The sequence below is a fragment of the Butyrivibrio sp. FCS014 genome, from assembly GCF_000526935.1.
Lineage (GTDB): Bacteria > Bacillota > Clostridia > Lachnospirales > Lachnospiraceae > Butyrivibrio.
The window spans coordinates 102,020-118,975 of the sequence record NZ_JAHA01000010.1; the positions used below are offsets into that span (position 1 = coordinate 102,020).

The following is a 16,956-nucleotide window of genomic DNA, read 5'->3' on the forward strand; positions in this document are numbered from 1 at the left end:
GTGATATGATAAAAGTGAGGTGTTGTAAATGGCACATAATGTGGACTTTTTTCGAGACGAGATAAGAAACGGCTTTTACATTCCCACAGCAATCAAGCAGTCATGGGCTTCTGCTTTGGATGTACTCTCCGAGATTGACCGAATCTGCAAAAAGCACGACATTAACTACTTTGCAGATTGGGGCACTTTTCTTGGTGCTGTTCGTCATGGCGGAATAATCCCATGGGACGACGACATAGACATCGCGATGCTGCGAGATGATTACGACAAATTTAGGGCGGTAGCTGATTCAGAACTACCCGAAGGCTATGCCATTCACGACTATGAACGCCAAGAAAACTACCGGCTTTTTCTGACCCGCATAGTTGGCAGCACACACATCTGTTTTGATCCCGATTATCTTAACAGTCACTACAATTTCCCCTGGATTGCAAGCGTAGATATCTTTGTCAAAGATTATCTCTATAAGGACTCTTCCGAGGAAAAGACACGATGCGATGAGATAATGCTTATCCTTGCTGTCGCCGATGGCATTATGGATGGCACCCTCAGGGATGATGCCATATCCGAGAAACTACAATACCTGGAAAAGAAATATGATATCGGGCTGCCATTAGCCTCCACCAAAAGAGAACTCTTTATCGCTCTTTACAGACTTGCAGAAAAGCAGATGGCACGCTGTCCCAAGGAAGGATCTGACCGGATAGGCCAAATATTCCCCTGGGGCCTTAAAGGTAACCCCGGAGAACCCGCTAGCAGATATGAGTCCTTTGTCCAAATCCCCTTTGAAAGCACAACTATACCTGTGCCTTCGTACTACAACGCGGCTCTTTCCGCTCGCTATAGCAACTACAATAATATCTCTAAAAACTGGGATGGCCATGCATATCCTGCTTTTGATATGCAAAAGAAACTTTTTGAAGCAGATCACAATATTAAACTTCCCACCTTCACATTTGATTCAGCTATGACAACACGACCTGCTGCCGATAAAAGCTCATCACTAAAATCCTTGGCCCATGAATGCCTCTGCGAATTAAACACGCTCTATGAAAGCAGCGTAACAGCACTATCAGATGGAGACACCAAGGAACTCGAGCGTCTCCTTAATTCAATGCAGCAATTAGCGGCCGATCTGGGAACCATGACCGAGAATGTCAAAGGCGAAGACTCTCCACGGGCCAAGGCAATTGTTAAATGGCTCGAGGAATTATGCGAAGTAATTTTCAAGTGCTTCCAAAGCGCAGCTGAATCTGCCCAAGCAAGCAACATACTCGCCCCTATAAAGGATCATCTTTCAGCACTGCATGATGTATTAGACAACAACCTGTTCAATGTAAAAGAAATCCTGTTTCTTCCTGTAGGTCCTGTCGAATGGAGGGGCTTTGAACAGACTTACAACCAATTTATAAACGACCGGCAATATGATGTTACGGTTATACCGTTGCCTCTTTTGACCAAGAATTGCACAGGACAGATCACGTCAACACAGGAGGAAATCGCAGCAGCAACCCGCATTTTTGAATATCCCTCTATGCTTAAGCTTACATCCTGGGCAGACTATGACTTGTCGCTCCACTGCCCGGACGCAATCTATATACAAAATACCTACGACGGAGAGAATCCCTGCATCACGATTCCTCCTTATTACTATGCGTCTAATCTTACTAATTTCACCGATAACCTCATTTACATTCCCATAGGAAAGACCTCAGAGTTTACTGCCAAAGATATACCGGATCAGATGAGCCTTGGATTCTATATCACGAAACCCGGTGCGGTTTATGCGGATGAAATACTGGTGCAGTCAGAGAACATAAAAGCCCAATATGTGAATGCTCTGGCTCGCTGGGCAGGTAACGCGACTCTGACCTACTGGGACCGGAAGATTCATGTAAAAGAAAACCTCTACGCTCCAGCGAATAATAGACTGACAGAAGCTCCCATACAAAAAGAATTGCTCTTCTGTGTTAGCCTGTATGAATATACCGAACATAAGGATGACTTCAGCAATGCTCTGACATCCAGGCTTACCATTATGTCAAAAAATAAAGACACACTTCATACCTTTGTGTGTCTCTATCCCGATTATTCAATTGATGACCCGGACATTCCCGGGGAATATCAGGAATTCCATGCCCTTACTGCGGAGCTGTCTGATAATGCAGGCATTGATGTTATTTCTTTTCCCGAAAAGGATCTCGAAGGATTCTCAAAAAGATTCGCGGCTTATTATGGCAGTTCATCTCCTCTCGTTCCGGTCTTTTCTGCCGAAGGAAAACCTGTGATGGTAGCTGACTATAATATCAGGCTTTAAGCACGACAGTCAGCAGGATCTACAACCAACTTTCCGTTCTCATCGTATTCCAGGAATTCATCCGGGATTTTCCATTCTCTGGCATTATAAGCCTTGTATAACTCACTCCTCTGATATTTGTAGATAGGATACTCATGTTGTGAAGTATGCTTACGAGGAATCTTATAATCACCAAAAATATTACTCAAAATACCATCATAATCCCGGGGAATCGGAACGTCCATCACGCCTTCAAAAGGAACAAATATCCTGTCTGTAAAGTGCTCTTCTCTAAATCCCTTCTCGCCGTAGTATATTACCTGTTCCCTGTTTTCCACATGTTTAGAGCCGCAGTCCTCACATATACCGCAAGCCAGATCAAGGAGTCTTAGTATCTGCATTGTCATAGGCTCTGCATCAGAAAAACAGTAAGCCAGTTCCCTTTCAATCGTCCTTCGGATTTCCATATACTGCTGACGCAATTCTTCAGAAATAGTGTTCTTATCCACATCCCATTGCAGCATCAGCATTCTGTCCAGAAGTCTTATGAGCCTGTCCTGATATTCACTTTCCTGAGGATCATCCGAAACCCTGTCAAACACGAAGACATCCACTCCTGTTGTATAGGGGCAGCCGTGGAACTGCTCCAGAAACTCCGGAGAAGTATCCAGCATACCTCCATTGCAGACATTGAATGACATCTCTTTCGGTGGAATTGCTCCGGGAAGAAGTGATCTCGTCTTAAAACACGGTGGCAGTTCACTTAAAACAACACCGCAAAACTTCTCATAATCCGCCCTTAGCATGCCAATATCCAGATCATCATCCCAGGGGACATAGCCCTTGTGTCGCACAGCACCTATCATTGAGCCGTAGCACATGATGTATCTGATTCCGTACTTCGTACACACCTCGTTGATCCATGCCAGAATCTCCAGCTGAGATGCCCACAAACGCTTCATCATCCCGGTGATGTGAAAGTTACACCGGGTCTCATTTTCGAAATATTCACTTGAAAATTGAAGCCTGGGTGCCATATCACATATTCCTCAAAGTTATTGATCACGTGTCTATAGTTGATTAAAGAGTCTTTATATAATCCATAAATTTCTGCTTATTCTCAAGCGCTGTTGTCGTGGGTCTTCCAAGATCCTCACGGGCTCCGATGGAGCATTTAACTTCAATAAATGACAGTTCATTCCTATCTCTTGCCTGTTCCAGCTCTCTATCCAGGCTTTCGAAATCATTGACACATACAGCATGAGGATATCCACATGCCTCTGCAATCGCCACCAGATCTATCTTTGCTGCGACAGTCGGCATTCCGCCTACGGTCTCGTGTGCGCCGTTATTTATAACTACATGTACAAGATTAGCCGGCTTGTTTGCTCCGACTACGGCCATTGCTCCCATGTGCATCAAAACGGCACCATCACCGTCAACGCACCATATACGTTGGTTCTTTTTATTCAGCGCAATGCCTAAGGCGATAGAGCTGGAATGCCCCATGGATCCCACTGTAAGGAAGTCATATTTATGTGACTGTCCGTTTGCTGCTCTTGTCTCAAATAATTCTCTGCTGGCCTTACCCGTTGTGGAAACTATCGGATCTTCACCTGATACAGCCACTATGTGCCGTATAATTTCCTCTCTTACCATCGAATTATCGTTACAATACTTAACCTTCGGAGCATCCGTCAATGCGCCTTTTCTGATAACAAAGGCCACATCCAGCCCCTTGCTCAGCTTCTGCCTGAACTGCTCCATGACCTTTTTTGTTTCATCATCTGTGGTATCAGGCCCGATAACGAAATAGTCTATTCCCATGTTCTCAAGCAACTTTGTAGTTACCTCGCCCTGATAAATGTGCTGAGGTTCGTCATGGATACCGGGCTCCCCGCGCCATCCCACAATAAACACTGCAGGTATCGCATACACCCTGTCATTCAAAAGACTTGCAACAGGATTTATTATGTTACCCTCTCCCGAATTCTGCATATATACTACGGGAATCTTACCTGTAGCAAGATGATACCCTGCTGCCAACGCAGTACAGTTACCCTCATTTGCCGCAATAATATGATGATCAGGATCAATCCCGTAAGTATCCATCAGATAATTGCAAAGGGCCTTCAGCTGTGAATCAGGCACTCCTGTATAGAAGTCCGAGCCAATAATATTCACCAAAGTTTGTACTTTCATTAAGAAATCTCCTCAGCCAATCAGGCTTGTCTTTATCCAAGAATATCGTTATACAATTCTTCCATAGTATCCCCTGTCAGTTTCACCGGATGATTCACCAGCCTGTCAGGATTGACCCCATCTAAAAGCTTGGTGATGACAGCGTGTTTATCTAATGCCGAATCTTTGCTTTCCTGATCAATCTTTTCCAATTCCAGTTTCTTTAATATGCCGTCAAACTTCTCAGCACCTTCCATGGCTGAACTGCATCCCATAAACGACGCCAATTCTTCAAGCGTAGAAACCAGATATTCTTTTCCACGTTTATCTATACAATCATCCACATGCCTGATCATATACGGCCATAATCCGGCAACGCAAAGCGCAGCAGCATGTCCATGGGCTATTCCAAATATACCGGTCAGCATATAGCACATAGCATGGCCTGCAGTAGTCTGCGTGATATTGATCGCCTGTCCTGCCAGCATAGATGCCTTTTGCATTGCGATGTTACCACTATCTTCATTTGCAATATAGGAATCAATATTCTCAAGAATCATTCCTATTGCTTCTCTTGCATATGCTTTGCTCTTATCGGTGGAATTTACAGACCAGTAGGACTCTATGCTATGACAGAGAGCATCCAGCATTGTTGCTTTTCTATTATAGAATGACACTGTCTTTAGAAATGACGGATCATAAAATACAGCTTTGGGAATGCAGCTCTCATGTGTTACGGATTGCTTCTTCCCATCGTGGTAGATTACCGCATATCTTGTCACTTCACTTCCTGTTCCCGCCGTAGTTGGTATAGCCATAAAAGGAATACTGTTTTCCTCGATGCTCTGGTCCAAGTAACTTTTGCTATGGTCCATTGTGGCAAACAGTTTTATACACTTCGCCACATCCATAGTGCTGCCTCCGCCAAGGGCAAGGATGCTGTCGCACTCCTTACTGTTAAAAAGATCTACTCCTTTACACACGGACTCATACTTTGGATTGGGAGAAAAATCCGAGAATCTGATAACTTTTATTCCAAGCTGCTTTTCCATTTCGCATATGTGCTGATACAGCAGATGATACTCAACCGCTTTGCCGCACACAAACAACAGTTTTTTTACACCATTGTCCCGCACATATTTATCAAACTCATCATACCGATCTTCTATGAAAAAAATCTCATGTGAAGTTTTTTTTTGCGTCAGATTTTCAACAAGCTTTGAAACCACTGCCAAATCTTCCGGAGTATCTACTTCTCTGCACAGCATGTCCTTCATATCCAGCGGATGAATGAGGCATCGGTCACTTACAACATTGAAAGCATTTTCTGCATAACACTTTCGCTTTGCCGGCTCGCCGCTTTCACAGAATTCAGTTATGCTTTCAAGCCATATTTCCCAATCCTCTCTGTTGAGCTTATACAAGGGCTGAGCAGCAAGGGCCTGTTCAAAAAACTCTATTCCGACTTTTAAAATTCTGTCATTCTCAATTACCGCCTTAAAGTCCTTCTCCGGAAGCGGCACCGTAGAACTGACAGCCATGCAGCTTTGCGGGCACGAGAGTATTTTGTTCAGAGCGGCTCTCTCAAAGACAAGATCCCCATGCATCATTACGATGTCATCATGAAGTTCCTCTCTTGCACAATAAATAGAATAAATATAGTTTGTCTCTGAATAGATCTCATTACGAACAAAGCTTATGGAAATAGGAAGGTTAAGCCCCATAACATATTTCCTGAGAATATTTTCATGAGCTCCAACAGTTATGACAGCTTCTTTTACACCTGCATCCAGAAGCTGCGCTAATTGTCTTCCGATTATGGTTTCCTTGCCATAAACTTCAGTCATGCATTTGGGCTGATCTGATGTGAGAACCCCCATTCTGGTCCCCATTCCTGAATTCAGTAATAAAGCTTTCATCTTTTATCTCTCTATCTTCATCACAGTTCATCAATCAGGGTGATAATCTTTTTAATCGACAGAATCTCGCTGTCAATCTCTTTTGCTCTATGGTGTATCAGAATACTTCTTGCAGCATTTTCCATGGCCGGGAATGCTGCGCGAAGAAGCTGGTTAGCATAGATGCATATGTTAGCGCCATGCTCGGCAAGTTCGATATCGGTGATACTGTCGTAGGAACTGGGAACAACAACTATAGGTGTGTCCTTATCTTCCTTCCTGAACCTGTCACAGAATTCCAGAATCTCATCGGGCTCCTTTTTTCTGCTATGGATCATAATGCTGTCAGCACCTGCCTTCACATATGCACGAGCCCTCTCCAATGCATCCTCAATTCCCTTCTCAAGGATAAGGCTCTCGATTCTGGCAATTATCATGAAATCTTCCGACAGCTGAGCCCTTTTTCCGGCAGCTATCTTGTCACAGAAATGCTCAATTGTATCCTGCGTTTGAGCAACCTCCGTGCCAAACAGACTGTTCTTCTTAAGTCCCGCCTTGTCTTCAATGATTACTGCGCTGACGCCCATTCGCTCAAGGCTTCGTACCGTATACACAAAGTGCTCAGTCATTCCGCCGGTATCTCCGTCAAAGATAATAGGCTTTGTCGTAACTTCCATAACATCATCGATTGTCCGGAATCGTGATGTCATATCCACCAGCTCAATGTCAGGCTTTCCCTTATTGGTACTATCGCAAAGAGAACTGATCCACATTGCATCAAACTGATCAATAACGCCTTCCTCTCCAACAATGGTTTTCTCGGCTATAAGTCCGGTAAGACCGCTGTGTACTTCAATAGCCTTTACTATCGGAACCATTTTGATTGCCTTGCGGAGCCTTCCACGCCTGAATTCAGGCATAGCAAGCTTTTCCTTCATCTGCTTATCAAGCTTTGAAACCAATTCATTCCGGGTATATGGAATCTCTATCAGTTCTCCTCCATACTTCCCGGTAAGCTCCAGAATATTATTCTTGATCGCCATCATGAACGACGATGACCAGTTGTCACCATGAACAATGTAGTCAGGGTGCAATGTCTCAAAAATTTCGTCATACATTATCTGATTCTGGACAATCACATCGGCGACTCCCGGAAGACCCTTTATCAGATTTACTCGCTCTTCCAACGTGATAGAAGGGAACCTGTTATATTTGACCATCGCACTATCTGACAGAACGCCAATGGTCACTTCGCCGTACTTATTGGCTTCTTTGATAATGTTTAAATGTCCTTCATGAATAATGTCAGTACAAAAGCATGCGTAGACTTTTTTCATCATTTCTCCTTCCTTCACGTAAGGTATTCTGTATAAGGTCTATCCGGATCCAATATTCCTATTCTGTGATCCGATGCGTACATTTTGCGTTCGTTATAGTCCCCGTAACGGGCAGTCAGGATTTCGTGATATCCTACCGGCGCATTAAACTCATAGCCCTCAAAGGGAAGTTTGACAACACCTCCGTACCACTCTTTTTTGCATGGAGGCGTTGTGAACATTTTGGAAAAGACATTTATCTCACCGAGACTGTCGTAGCAGGAAGCAAGGAGATTCTCAAGCAGTGTAAGTCGCTCCTCATATGGCATTCCCAAAACTTCTATCATCGAATCAAATCCAAATTTAGGCTCTTTCCCTTCAATCATTTCCATCAATAAATCTTTGGGAGTAAAGGTTGCCGTCCACAATTCCAAAAGAGTGGATATTATCTCCGGAGCTGCTTTGCCATCAAGTACATCCGCGGCAATATCAAGAGGGAAAATATCGATAAATATTCCCTGATGAAAGTTAGCATTCGGAATGATCGCACTTCCCATCATGGTGGTATTATCATTTCTCAATCTCGAAAATGAAGTCATTCTGTTGTCATTGTGATCAGTATGATAATTCTGTACAAAAAAAGGAGTCTCAAACCACTTCGGAGCAATCTCCAAAAACCTTTGATAATCAGGCCTTGGCATGGTCACATCTATATCGTCGTCCCAGGGAATGAATCCCTTATGCCTCACTGCACCAAGAAGAGTCCCAAAATCAATGAAATACGTAAGTCCGTTCTCCGCGCAGAACCGGTCAAAAAGCACAAGCATATCCAACTGTACTTTCCAGACCCTTTTCATCTTTGCAGCAATTACATGCCCTTCACGTATTTCTTCTTCCAAATTAAATTCCATATGGACCAGCCTCCTAAATGGTTGCCATTTCGTATATTAATTGTATCACAAAAAGTGCACAGTGCTGAAAAACACCGTGTTTTTATCCCTTGAGCCGATCAACTATTCTATCTTCCCAGAACTGTCTCGTAGATTCATTTGTCATTTCAACCAGCCTATCGATATAGCATTTTCTGAGTTCCGGAGATTTTACAACAATCTTATCCGAATAAAAAACCGCGGGCTGTTCTATCAGCTCCAACAAGGAAGCATATACGACATCGTCCGGGGATAAAGGTGGGGCAGGGGAAGCAAAAGGTATATATACCAGTTCGTCGGTATACTTCATAAGGTTACTTGTGTAAAACAGTTCGGACACACCTAATATCCCACTGTATCCGTCAAAAGGTAATTGAATTACTATTTTTTCAGGATGTCGCTTTTCCGGATTGTATTCCTCAAAGCTTGTCAGTTTTCCCTGTAATTCCGGAATTTTCTCAAACTCAGCAATATCTGTTCGGCTGTCTCCCAGCTTCTTTTCGTGATCATGATAAAAATACGGTATCGGAATCACTTCCACATTGAAGCGATCATCTTCCGCCACTTCCAGGAAAGCATCTTTCATGGCATTCCACCAGGAAGCTTTGCATGGCAGAAACAATATATCTGCCTTGCCGGCGTCATAGAGCCTATCGATACTTTGCTCTATCTCCAGGACAACACTGTCTAATCCGGCCTTTATTGCATCATCCCAATTACCTATGGCCTCATAGATTTTCTCGCAGTATTGTTCTAACAGATTTACGGCTTCAGTCCCTTCTCCGAACTTGTTTTCCAGCGCTGTTCCGACTGCAACCGCTGCTTTCTGGCAGCTTTGAAAAAAAGGTATCAGATTTTCATTATTGCCTTTTCCCTGAATTGCTCCTATCTGTTCATGAATGCCAAGCATAAGCTGCAGAATATCTTTCTGTTGCTCTTTGTGAGGCGTTCTTTTCCTGGGTTGCACATAAGCCGCCTTATTAAAGCAATACCTGGTTGGATTTTTCCCAAACTTATTCCTGTATATATCCTCCAGCTCCCTGTACACAGGGTACAGATGGCCGGCGGAGCCTCTTACAACAGTCATATAATCGCCAAAAGTAGATGTCAGCACTTCGTGATAACCGACAGGCGCTCTGAGTACGGTGTTCTCAAACGGCAGTTCAACAAAGCTCTGATAACACGATCTGACAAATCTGCAATTGCCCTTCGACACCCATCTGTACATCACCGCTATATCAGTTGATTCTTCGCCATTTGCTTCTGTCGAGATCCTATCGAATAAAATCAGCAGTTTCCTGTATGTCTCTTTTCCCCTGCCAATAGATGTATGGTTCTCCTGCTCTATTCTTTGTACCCTTTCATTGATTTCGGTATCTGAATATGCCTTGTTAAGCATGCCTGTAAGCGTTTCGAATACGTACTTTCCGCGCCCGGTTCTCTCATCCTCTTTGGCCCGGTCCTGAAAAATCCTGTCCAAAGGAAAAATATCCACTCCTGCCACAAAGGGGCATCCGTAGTTTACAGATAAAAAATTTGCCCCTGCATTAATGGCATTACTGTTTGTCACTCTGCAAAAGGGAAGATCATATTCTTCACAATTGTTTGCATTAAGAATTACGTATCCGTCAGGCAACTCATCTTGGGCAACCTTAAGAAATTCATCCAACTCATCTCTTTTCATAGCGATATCAAGGTCATCATCCCAGGGAATATATCCTTTATGACGAACGCAACCAAGCAGTGTCCCGCTATCAGTAAACCAGTTGTATCCATACTTCTTACATATCTTATTAATTTCTGACAGCACAACCAACTGTGCCGCCCAATAATGTTTCATGGTTTCCGACACATAAAATCCTTCTCTTATCTCATCGCAAAAGAATTCTGGTTCAAAAGATAAATTGTCGAGACTACTCATGGCTGTTTACTCCGTAAGCTGGTATGTTTTATCTGTCATTCAGCAGTTTATTTATAATCATAATAACATAAACGTGTGTGCTATAATAGAATATGGGTAGACGTTGCTATAGGTGATAATATGCTGAAAATATCTGATTCTTTTTACAAAGAAGAAGTACGACTCGGATTTACAATTACAGAAACCATGAAAAGAGCATGGTCAGTTCAGCTTGAAATGCTTGATGCCATTATGAACATTGCTCAAAGGCACAACATATCTATCTGGGCAGATTATGGAACCCTTCTTGGCTCTGTCAGACACAAGGGCTTTGTCCCGTGGGATGACGATATAGACCTGTGCATGTTCAGGAAAGACTATATGGCATTCCACACCATACTCAAAGAAGAGTTGTCAATGGCTTATAAAATCTCCAGTTTTTACGCCACAGACGACTATGATCAGCCCAATCTGCTGGTTACCAACAGGCATCATCTTGATCTTGGAAACAATCCTCACGAAAAAGCAATTACCAATATGCAGCATGGCTGTCCATATATTACCGGGATTGATATTTTTCCATTAGATTATGTTCCGGCTGATGCTGAACAGCTAAATCTCATCAGCAATCTTTATATTTCGGCATATGATCTTGCCTTTAACTTTGATTACTACAGATCGACCGGTGAACTTGAAAGCAATCTTTTGCAGCTGGAGAGTCTTCTAAGCACAAAGCTGGAACGCAATGATCATCTCAGATCGTCAATATGGAAGCTGGCAGATGCCATCGCAATGATGACTTATGAAAACGAAGCTGCCGATATCGCCCACTACTCCAGGTGTGCGGTTTATGGTTTTCATAACACGTGCAAAAAAAGCAGTTATAACAAAACCGTATATCTCGATTTTGAAATGATACAAGTCCCTGCTCCCGAAGGATATGATGATGTACTTTCATCACTTTACGGAAAAGATTATATGACTCCAGTGCCGGGCACAGCATGGCACACTTATCCCTTTTATAAAGTGCAGGATAAGCGAATACTTTTTAACAGCAAATTAGGACAGATGGGAGATATCTTCTGATCATGAAAAAAATAGTTTTTCTGTCATTATCCCCCGAAACCTGGGACGGACTCGAAACTATATGGGATAACGCTACAGCCGATCCCGAAAACGAAGTCACTGTTATTCCTATCCCAACTTATAAAAGGAATAGCGATGACAGCCTGTCAGATGCCCATTATACGCTTTCAGGGTATCCGGATAATGTTCCCATTACCGATGTTAATGCATATAGTTTGAAAACAAATCATCCCGACATAATCTACACGCAAAATGTACAGGATACGAGCAATCCCGGTTTCTGTGTCCATCCTGCTTTTCACACTGATGCCTTAAAAGCCTGTACAGATCAGCTTGTGTATGTACCGTATATGTGTACGGAGGAAATATCCCTTGATAACAAGCCCTATCTGGACAGCATAAAAATGCTGTTTATTTGCCCTGCCCTGCTAAGCAATGTTGACCGCATAATAGTTCAATCAAACAATCTGAAAGAGCTATATCTTTATTATCTTGCCGGCGGTGATCCGGAGCTCATCAAACACTGGTCCGGGAAAATAAGCTGCGACGATTATCCCAGAAATGAGATTCTGAAAAAGTATGATCGCCTGACTGTGTACCGCCCCGATGAATGGGACACTCTTTTATGCCCCGATTCTGATGACCACAGAAAGGTCGTTTTGCTATGTACATCAGTCATGGGGATTCTTACTAACGAGCACCATGTGATCAATAAACTTAGAGAACTGTTTGAAGACTTTATGAATAATACAGATGATCATGTACTAATTTGGCGTCCTTATCCGGCCATAAAGGAAGCCATTAAAGACCTTCGTCCGGGACTTGTTGACGACTATGACAACCTGATTTCTTTTTATCTTGATAATCATGTAGGAATACTTGATAAGCTTCCATCTCCGACTTCTGCCATCATAATCAGTGACGAATATATAGGAGACGAGTGCGGCGTCATGGAATTATATAAAACCACAGGAAAACCGGCATCCAGGCTGGACTATGGAGTTTAAAATTCATTCATTTTCTGCCAGTTTGCGCAGAATTCCTCTACTGTATTCTGATTGCCTGCCTCTTTCCACATTTTTGCAAATTCCTCTTCCTGAACACAATAGAAAGGATATTCATGGCTGGCAGAAAACTGCGCGGGGGTCATATAATTCTCCCCATACAGATATGTGAGCACCGGTGCCGGTTCGCAAGGAGCTATTACCGTGAATTCTTCAAAGGGTAATTCTACGCCCTCCCCAAAACTCTCTTTTTTCATTTCAGGAAACCCTGAAAAATCATCCCTTTCTTTTGGATATGGTATATATGTAATGTTGGCAATGGCATCCGATTCACTTTCAGGAACTGAACTCGCATACCGATCACAGGCACATAATATTTCGTGAATGGATAGGATACTATCTCATCTTCTTTGTCAAAAGAAATCCCAAGATCGCGCTCATACTGTTCCAGCCTGCTTTCCAGCATATTGTTTTCCTTTAACATGGACCACTTCTCAACAATCCACTGCAAGTCATTTATCTTTCTGACAAGTTCCAGCTGATCTTTGGGGTCCCGCGGCAGATTGTCCAGCGGAAAAATATCTATACCTATTCTTGGGTACGGATAAGCATGAAAGTAATTCATATATTTAGGCAACGAAAAATAGGTTTCATCAGCCATGACTCTGCCCTGGTATCCTTTGTTTATTGCCCATAGTCTGGAAGACTCTGCATATATTCCCGGATTCACAAAGCCTTCAGGCAGCGCCTTTGGTGCAATGCTCATGAATTTCATGTAGTCCTCGCGAAGCATGCAGATGTCTATGTCATCATCCCAGGGAATAAACCCTTTATGCCTTACTGCCCCAAGAAGTGTTCCAAAAAAAGCGTACCACTTTATATCATGCTCAGCGCAAACTTTCCTGACAACATCAAGAACTTCCAGTTCAGCTGCCCATGCCCTTTTCATCATCGGAACGACTGTGAATCCTTCTCGTATTTCTTCTCTGAAAAATTCATTGGAAAATCTCATGAATATCCCTCTTCCTCTATGGTATTGAACGCATAGATGATACAATATATTTGTAATACCAAACACAATACCGGATCATCAATCAGAAAGGATCGTATATGCCTGACAATATCAACGTATCAAATCAACTTCCTTCAGCACTGCTGGTCTTTCTGTGCTGCTCCCCAGAGGAAATCGATGATTATGTCAGCCAGGAAAGCTATGGCAACTTTCAAGTCGTAAGCATAGATTCTCCCGATGACTTTCCGGATCTTTTTTCCTTTATCCTGGACTGTGAATGTGACTATATCAGCTTTGTCGAGCCGGAGCACGTGTATGAGTCCGGGAGGCTTGCCGCTGCTATAAACGAGTTCTTATCCAATCCCGGCACTGATCTGGTCATCTCTCCAAGACAATTCTATGATGACAGCGCCAATGTTATTCTCAATGTGTATTCCCAGTATCATGACTATTTCCCGGGAAAAACCATAGGTGGACGTTCTCTTCTTCAGGACTGCGTATTAAACGATCTGTGCCTGTATGGGGATATTTCCTGCGCCATGATCCCAGCTACTTATGCCAAAAGAATTCTGCCCATTATCCCAATTGATATGGTCATGCCGGGAATACGGTCTACAGCGCTGTATCACTATTTATTGATCAACGGTAACCTGCGCTATCTTGATACCGCATATGTTTACAAACATCTTTCTGCAAAAACAGACGCCCATGATAACGCCTCTGCCTTCTTTGAATATCTTAAGCTATTCCTTGCCCGGGAGCTCGGTATTACAAACGAGCAGATATATGAGCTTGAAAGCAGATACAAAAAATATCGGATTAGTGTTCTTAAAAAGGAGATTACATTCTTTTATCAAAACCAAAGCGAACTGGATCTTCTCACCCCGCTTATGGAGGAAGCCTCTCGCAGAGGATATATTTGTACTTCAACCATGAACATAACGCAGCAAGTGGTTATCGGAGTATATTGCTCTCACACCAACTTCCCTGAGAACGCCAGGTTTTCAATCATTCTCCTGCATGATATGACACAAGGATGTGATGTATGGCCACTCTACTGGCAAACCGAAAGCTGGAACAAATATGACCTGGGAATACTACCGGGTGAATTCTGGGCTGATCTATGGAAACAAAATGCTGTACTCTCATGCGCACGCCCCAGGTATGGCGTATTTGCACTGGGCTTTTTGAAAAATGACAGGTACGGAGAAGGTTGCTCTACCACCGATAAACCGCAAATTGAAATGAAATACGATAAGACCATCCTTTATGCTCCGTCATGGGAATACGATGACAAAGAGGACGATTTCATCCTTGCCCTTCAATCTTTACCTGTAAATCTCTTAATCAAACAAAACAAAAAATCCTTCAGAAGCAATGAAGCTTTTCAGTTTGTAATTGATAATATCGATAATATGAGAGCCCTGCATGAGGGCAAATATGATAATCTTTACTATCTGGATCCCGATACTGAATTCCTTCAGGCTGTCCAGTTATGCGACCTTGTCGTATCAGATGAGTCCAGCGTAATGACAGAGGCTCTTTTGTACGGAATCCCAAGTGTCGCTGTAACCGACTGGCTGATACCCGACATGGTACCTGCAAGAAAAGCCATCGTCCCTACAGATTGGGTGTACCGTATAAAAAGAGTCGAACTTCGCGAGACCATCGAGAAGTTTATAAGAGGTGAGCTCAACGAGATAGACCCCGAAGAATGGAAAAACAAAGTATTTGGAAATTCAGGACATGTCAGCGCCGGCATAATGGATGCCATCGATTACTATACCGGAAATCCTTCAAATACCGAGTTTATGCAAAACAAGATCGAGCAGAATGCGGGGATCAGCACTCTGTGGAACTGAGCCGCTCATGATTTGGCTTCCAACAGCTTCATGATATCGCCATAAACAAACTCACTTGCCTTGCATCCGTTGTAGGTTACATAATCAAGCTCTTTTGCAAAGACCGATTCTCTTTGTGCAGACATGGTATCATTGTCTTCAATAACCACGTTTTGAAGGAATTCTTCTATTTTCTCATAATCCGTACCCGGAGCTTTGTAATAGGAATCCGTTACCTTTTTGCCCAACTCCAAAAAGCCTTGTTCAGGCCTTGTAAGCAAAAGAAGCGGTTTATTGACATACAGATATTCACCAAGAAATGATACACTGTCTGTCATCATCGCGTCCGAGGTGGAGAACAGTTCCAGATAGGAAGACTCTTCTACAACTCTCGCATTAGGAAGCGAGTTCCATTCCTCCAGGTATTTGTCGTAGCTCTCATAATCTTTAAACATCTTTCCAGCAACAGCTGCATACCGAAGATTGGGATGAGGCTTTAACACAAAACTGACCTTGTCCTTATATTTTTGGGCCAGATACAGCATAAACCATGCATTTTCTCTAAAGGTAGAGAACAGAAGCCACCCCTTATGCAGCACACTGTAATGAGGGGCGATGATAATACGCTTTATTTCATCAGGGTTCTTTCCCTCAGGAATCTTCCATAAAGATTTTATCTGCTCATCAGTAACTTTCTTTCCTTCGTAAAAGTAGTCCATCTTGGCATATCCGGAAAAAACTGCATTTCTTCCGCCAAGAAACTGGTATTTACTATATCCGGAAAGTGTAGAACCAGAGTCGCAATAAATCCTCCACACAAGATTGAATATTTCTTTGTTGAATACAGCCTCAGGAGCAAATGTCCCCTTATGATTCTCGGCAAATTGGATGCCATAAGGAATATAAGCCAGCAGGCAATGAAGTGGCAAAGATGCAAACCATAAAGACTGTGGTGTACTGCTAAACCAGGACGACAATTGAAAGGCAATATCGGGATAGTTTCCAAAATATTCCCAGCTTCTGAATTCCCCGGTCTCAGGATCCATCCCTTCCAGAACCGTATGTCCACTGTTCTTAAACCATTCTAAAGTCTTGTTGTAACTGTCCCTGCAGCTGTTCTCATCTCTGTCATCCAAGGGCGTCACAAGAACTTTGACATCAAAAGAGTCGTTGGCATCAAGAAGTCTGTAAACCCCTTCTGCCGGCCACTGGGCTGCTGAATAGCTCTGAAAAATGACATTGATCTTATCCCCGCTTTTATACTTATTCTGCAATCTTCTTACTACTGCAGCGGTAACCACGTCATAAAGCTGAACGAACAGATCACCTCCGCCTTCAAGTGATTCCCTGAGCAAAAACAGACTCATAAGATGCATCCATCTGTAGTTGTCCGGGATTTCATCTCGGCCGAAATCACCTCTGTCGATTCCATCTATAAGTTCTTCAATTCTTGCGGAATAATACGCAACAGACTCGCGGTCTAATTCCATATG

The 16,956-nt window shown here is 43.0% G+C and carries 13 protein-coding genes; 4 read left to right on the forward strand and 9 right to left on the reverse strand.

The genetic code is table 11. The features are described 5' to 3' along the window. Nucleotides 1-28: 28 nt before the first annotated feature. Nucleotides 29-2,317, forward strand: coding sequence for a LicD family protein (locus T456_RS0111215; RefSeq protein WP_024866228.1), 2,289 nt, complete (start codon nt 29-31; stop codon nt 2,315-2,317). Here T456_RS0111215 and T456_RS0111220 read toward each other — a convergent pair. The 6 genes from T456_RS0111220 to T456_RS0111245 all read right to left on the reverse strand — a co-directional run bounded on the left by T456_RS0111220 (nt 2,314) and on the right by T456_RS0111245 (nt 10,541). Further along, a complete protein-coding gene (locus T456_RS0111220; RefSeq protein WP_197026884.1) occupies nt 2,314-3,249 on the reverse strand; it encodes a LicD family protein in 936 nt (311 codons plus the stop codon). The two genes, T456_RS0111215 and T456_RS0111220, sit on opposite strands and share 4 nt — an antisense overlap. A 127-nt stretch (nt 3,250-3,376) precedes the next feature. Further along, nucleotides 3,377-4,498 carry a phosphonopyruvate decarboxylase gene (gene aepY / locus T456_RS0111225; RefSeq protein WP_024866230.1) on the reverse strand — a complete coding sequence of 374 codons (1,122 nt, stop codon included), beginning with the start codon at nt 4,496-4,498 and terminating at the stop codon, nt 3,377-3,379. A 32-nt stretch (nt 4,499-4,530) separates the two neighbouring features. Next, nucleotides 4,531-6,396 (reverse strand): iron-containing alcohol dehydrogenase, encoded by a 1,866-nt coding sequence (locus tag T456_RS19920; RefSeq protein WP_024866231.1) that lies wholly within the window; start codon nt 6,394-6,396, stop codon nt 4,531-4,533. A gap of 20 nt (nt 6,397-6,416) precedes the next feature. After that, nucleotides 6,417-7,715 (reverse strand): phosphoenolpyruvate mutase, encoded by a 1,299-nt coding sequence (gene aepX / locus T456_RS0111235; protein ID WP_330369740.1) that lies wholly within the window; start codon nt 7,713-7,715, stop codon nt 6,417-6,419. An 11-nt stretch (nt 7,716-7,726) separates the two neighbouring features. Further along, nucleotides 7,727-8,602: a LicD family protein gene (locus T456_RS21370; RefSeq protein WP_024866233.1), complete on the reverse strand. Its 876-nt coding sequence runs from the start codon at nt 8,600-8,602 to the stop codon at nt 7,727-7,729. Nucleotides 8,603-8,684: 82 nt separating this feature from the next. After that, complete coding sequence (locus tag T456_RS0111245; RefSeq protein WP_024866234.1) at nt 8,685-10,541, reverse strand: LicD family protein; 1,857 nt, start codon at nt 10,539-10,541, stop codon at nt 8,685-8,687. A gap of 120 nt (nt 10,542-10,661) precedes the next feature. On the opposite strand from T456_RS0111245, the gene T456_RS0111250 reads away from it, so the two are divergent. Then, nucleotides 10,662-11,606, forward strand: coding sequence for a LicD family protein (locus T456_RS0111250; protein ID WP_024866235.1), 945 nt, complete (start codon nt 10,662-10,664; stop codon nt 11,604-11,606). A gap of 2 nt (nt 11,607-11,608) precedes the next feature. Beyond that, complete coding sequence (locus T456_RS0111255) at nt 11,609-12,613, forward strand: hypothetical protein (protein ID WP_024866236.1); 1,005 nt, start codon at nt 11,609-11,611, stop codon at nt 12,611-12,613. On the opposite strand, the gene T456_RS22475 is transcribed toward T456_RS0111255, so the two are convergent. Together T456_RS22475 and T456_RS19935 are read right to left on the reverse strand one after the other, a co-directional pair. After that, the gene (locus tag T456_RS22475; RefSeq protein ID WP_155838078.1) at nt 12,610-12,867 is read right to left on the reverse strand and encodes a hypothetical protein; all 258 of its coding nucleotides are present in this window, start codon (nt 12,865-12,867) and stop codon (nt 12,610-12,612) included. The two genes, T456_RS0111255 and T456_RS22475, sit on opposite strands and share 4 nt — an antisense overlap. Beyond that, a complete protein-coding gene (locus T456_RS19935; protein ID WP_024866237.1) occupies nt 12,864-13,622 on the reverse strand; it encodes a LicD family protein in 759 nt (252 codons plus the stop codon). Before T456_RS19935 ends, T456_RS22475 begins: the two co-directional genes overlap by 4 nt. A 98-nt stretch (nt 13,623-13,720) precedes the next feature. On the opposite strand from T456_RS19935, the gene T456_RS21375 reads away from it, so the two are divergent. Beyond that, nucleotides 13,721-15,484 carry a hypothetical protein gene (locus tag T456_RS21375; protein ID WP_024866238.1) on the forward strand — a complete coding sequence of 588 codons (1,764 nt, stop codon included), beginning with the start codon at nt 13,721-13,723 and terminating at the stop codon, nt 15,482-15,484. Nucleotides 15,485-15,489: 5 nt separating this feature from the next. On the opposite strand, the gene T456_RS0111275 is transcribed toward T456_RS21375, so the two are convergent. Beyond that, nucleotides 15,490-16,953, reverse strand: coding sequence for a CDP-glycerol glycerophosphotransferase family protein (locus T456_RS0111275; RefSeq protein WP_024866239.1), 1,464 nt, complete (start codon nt 16,951-16,953; stop codon nt 15,490-15,492). Between the last annotated feature and the right edge of the window lie 3 nt (nt 16,954-16,956).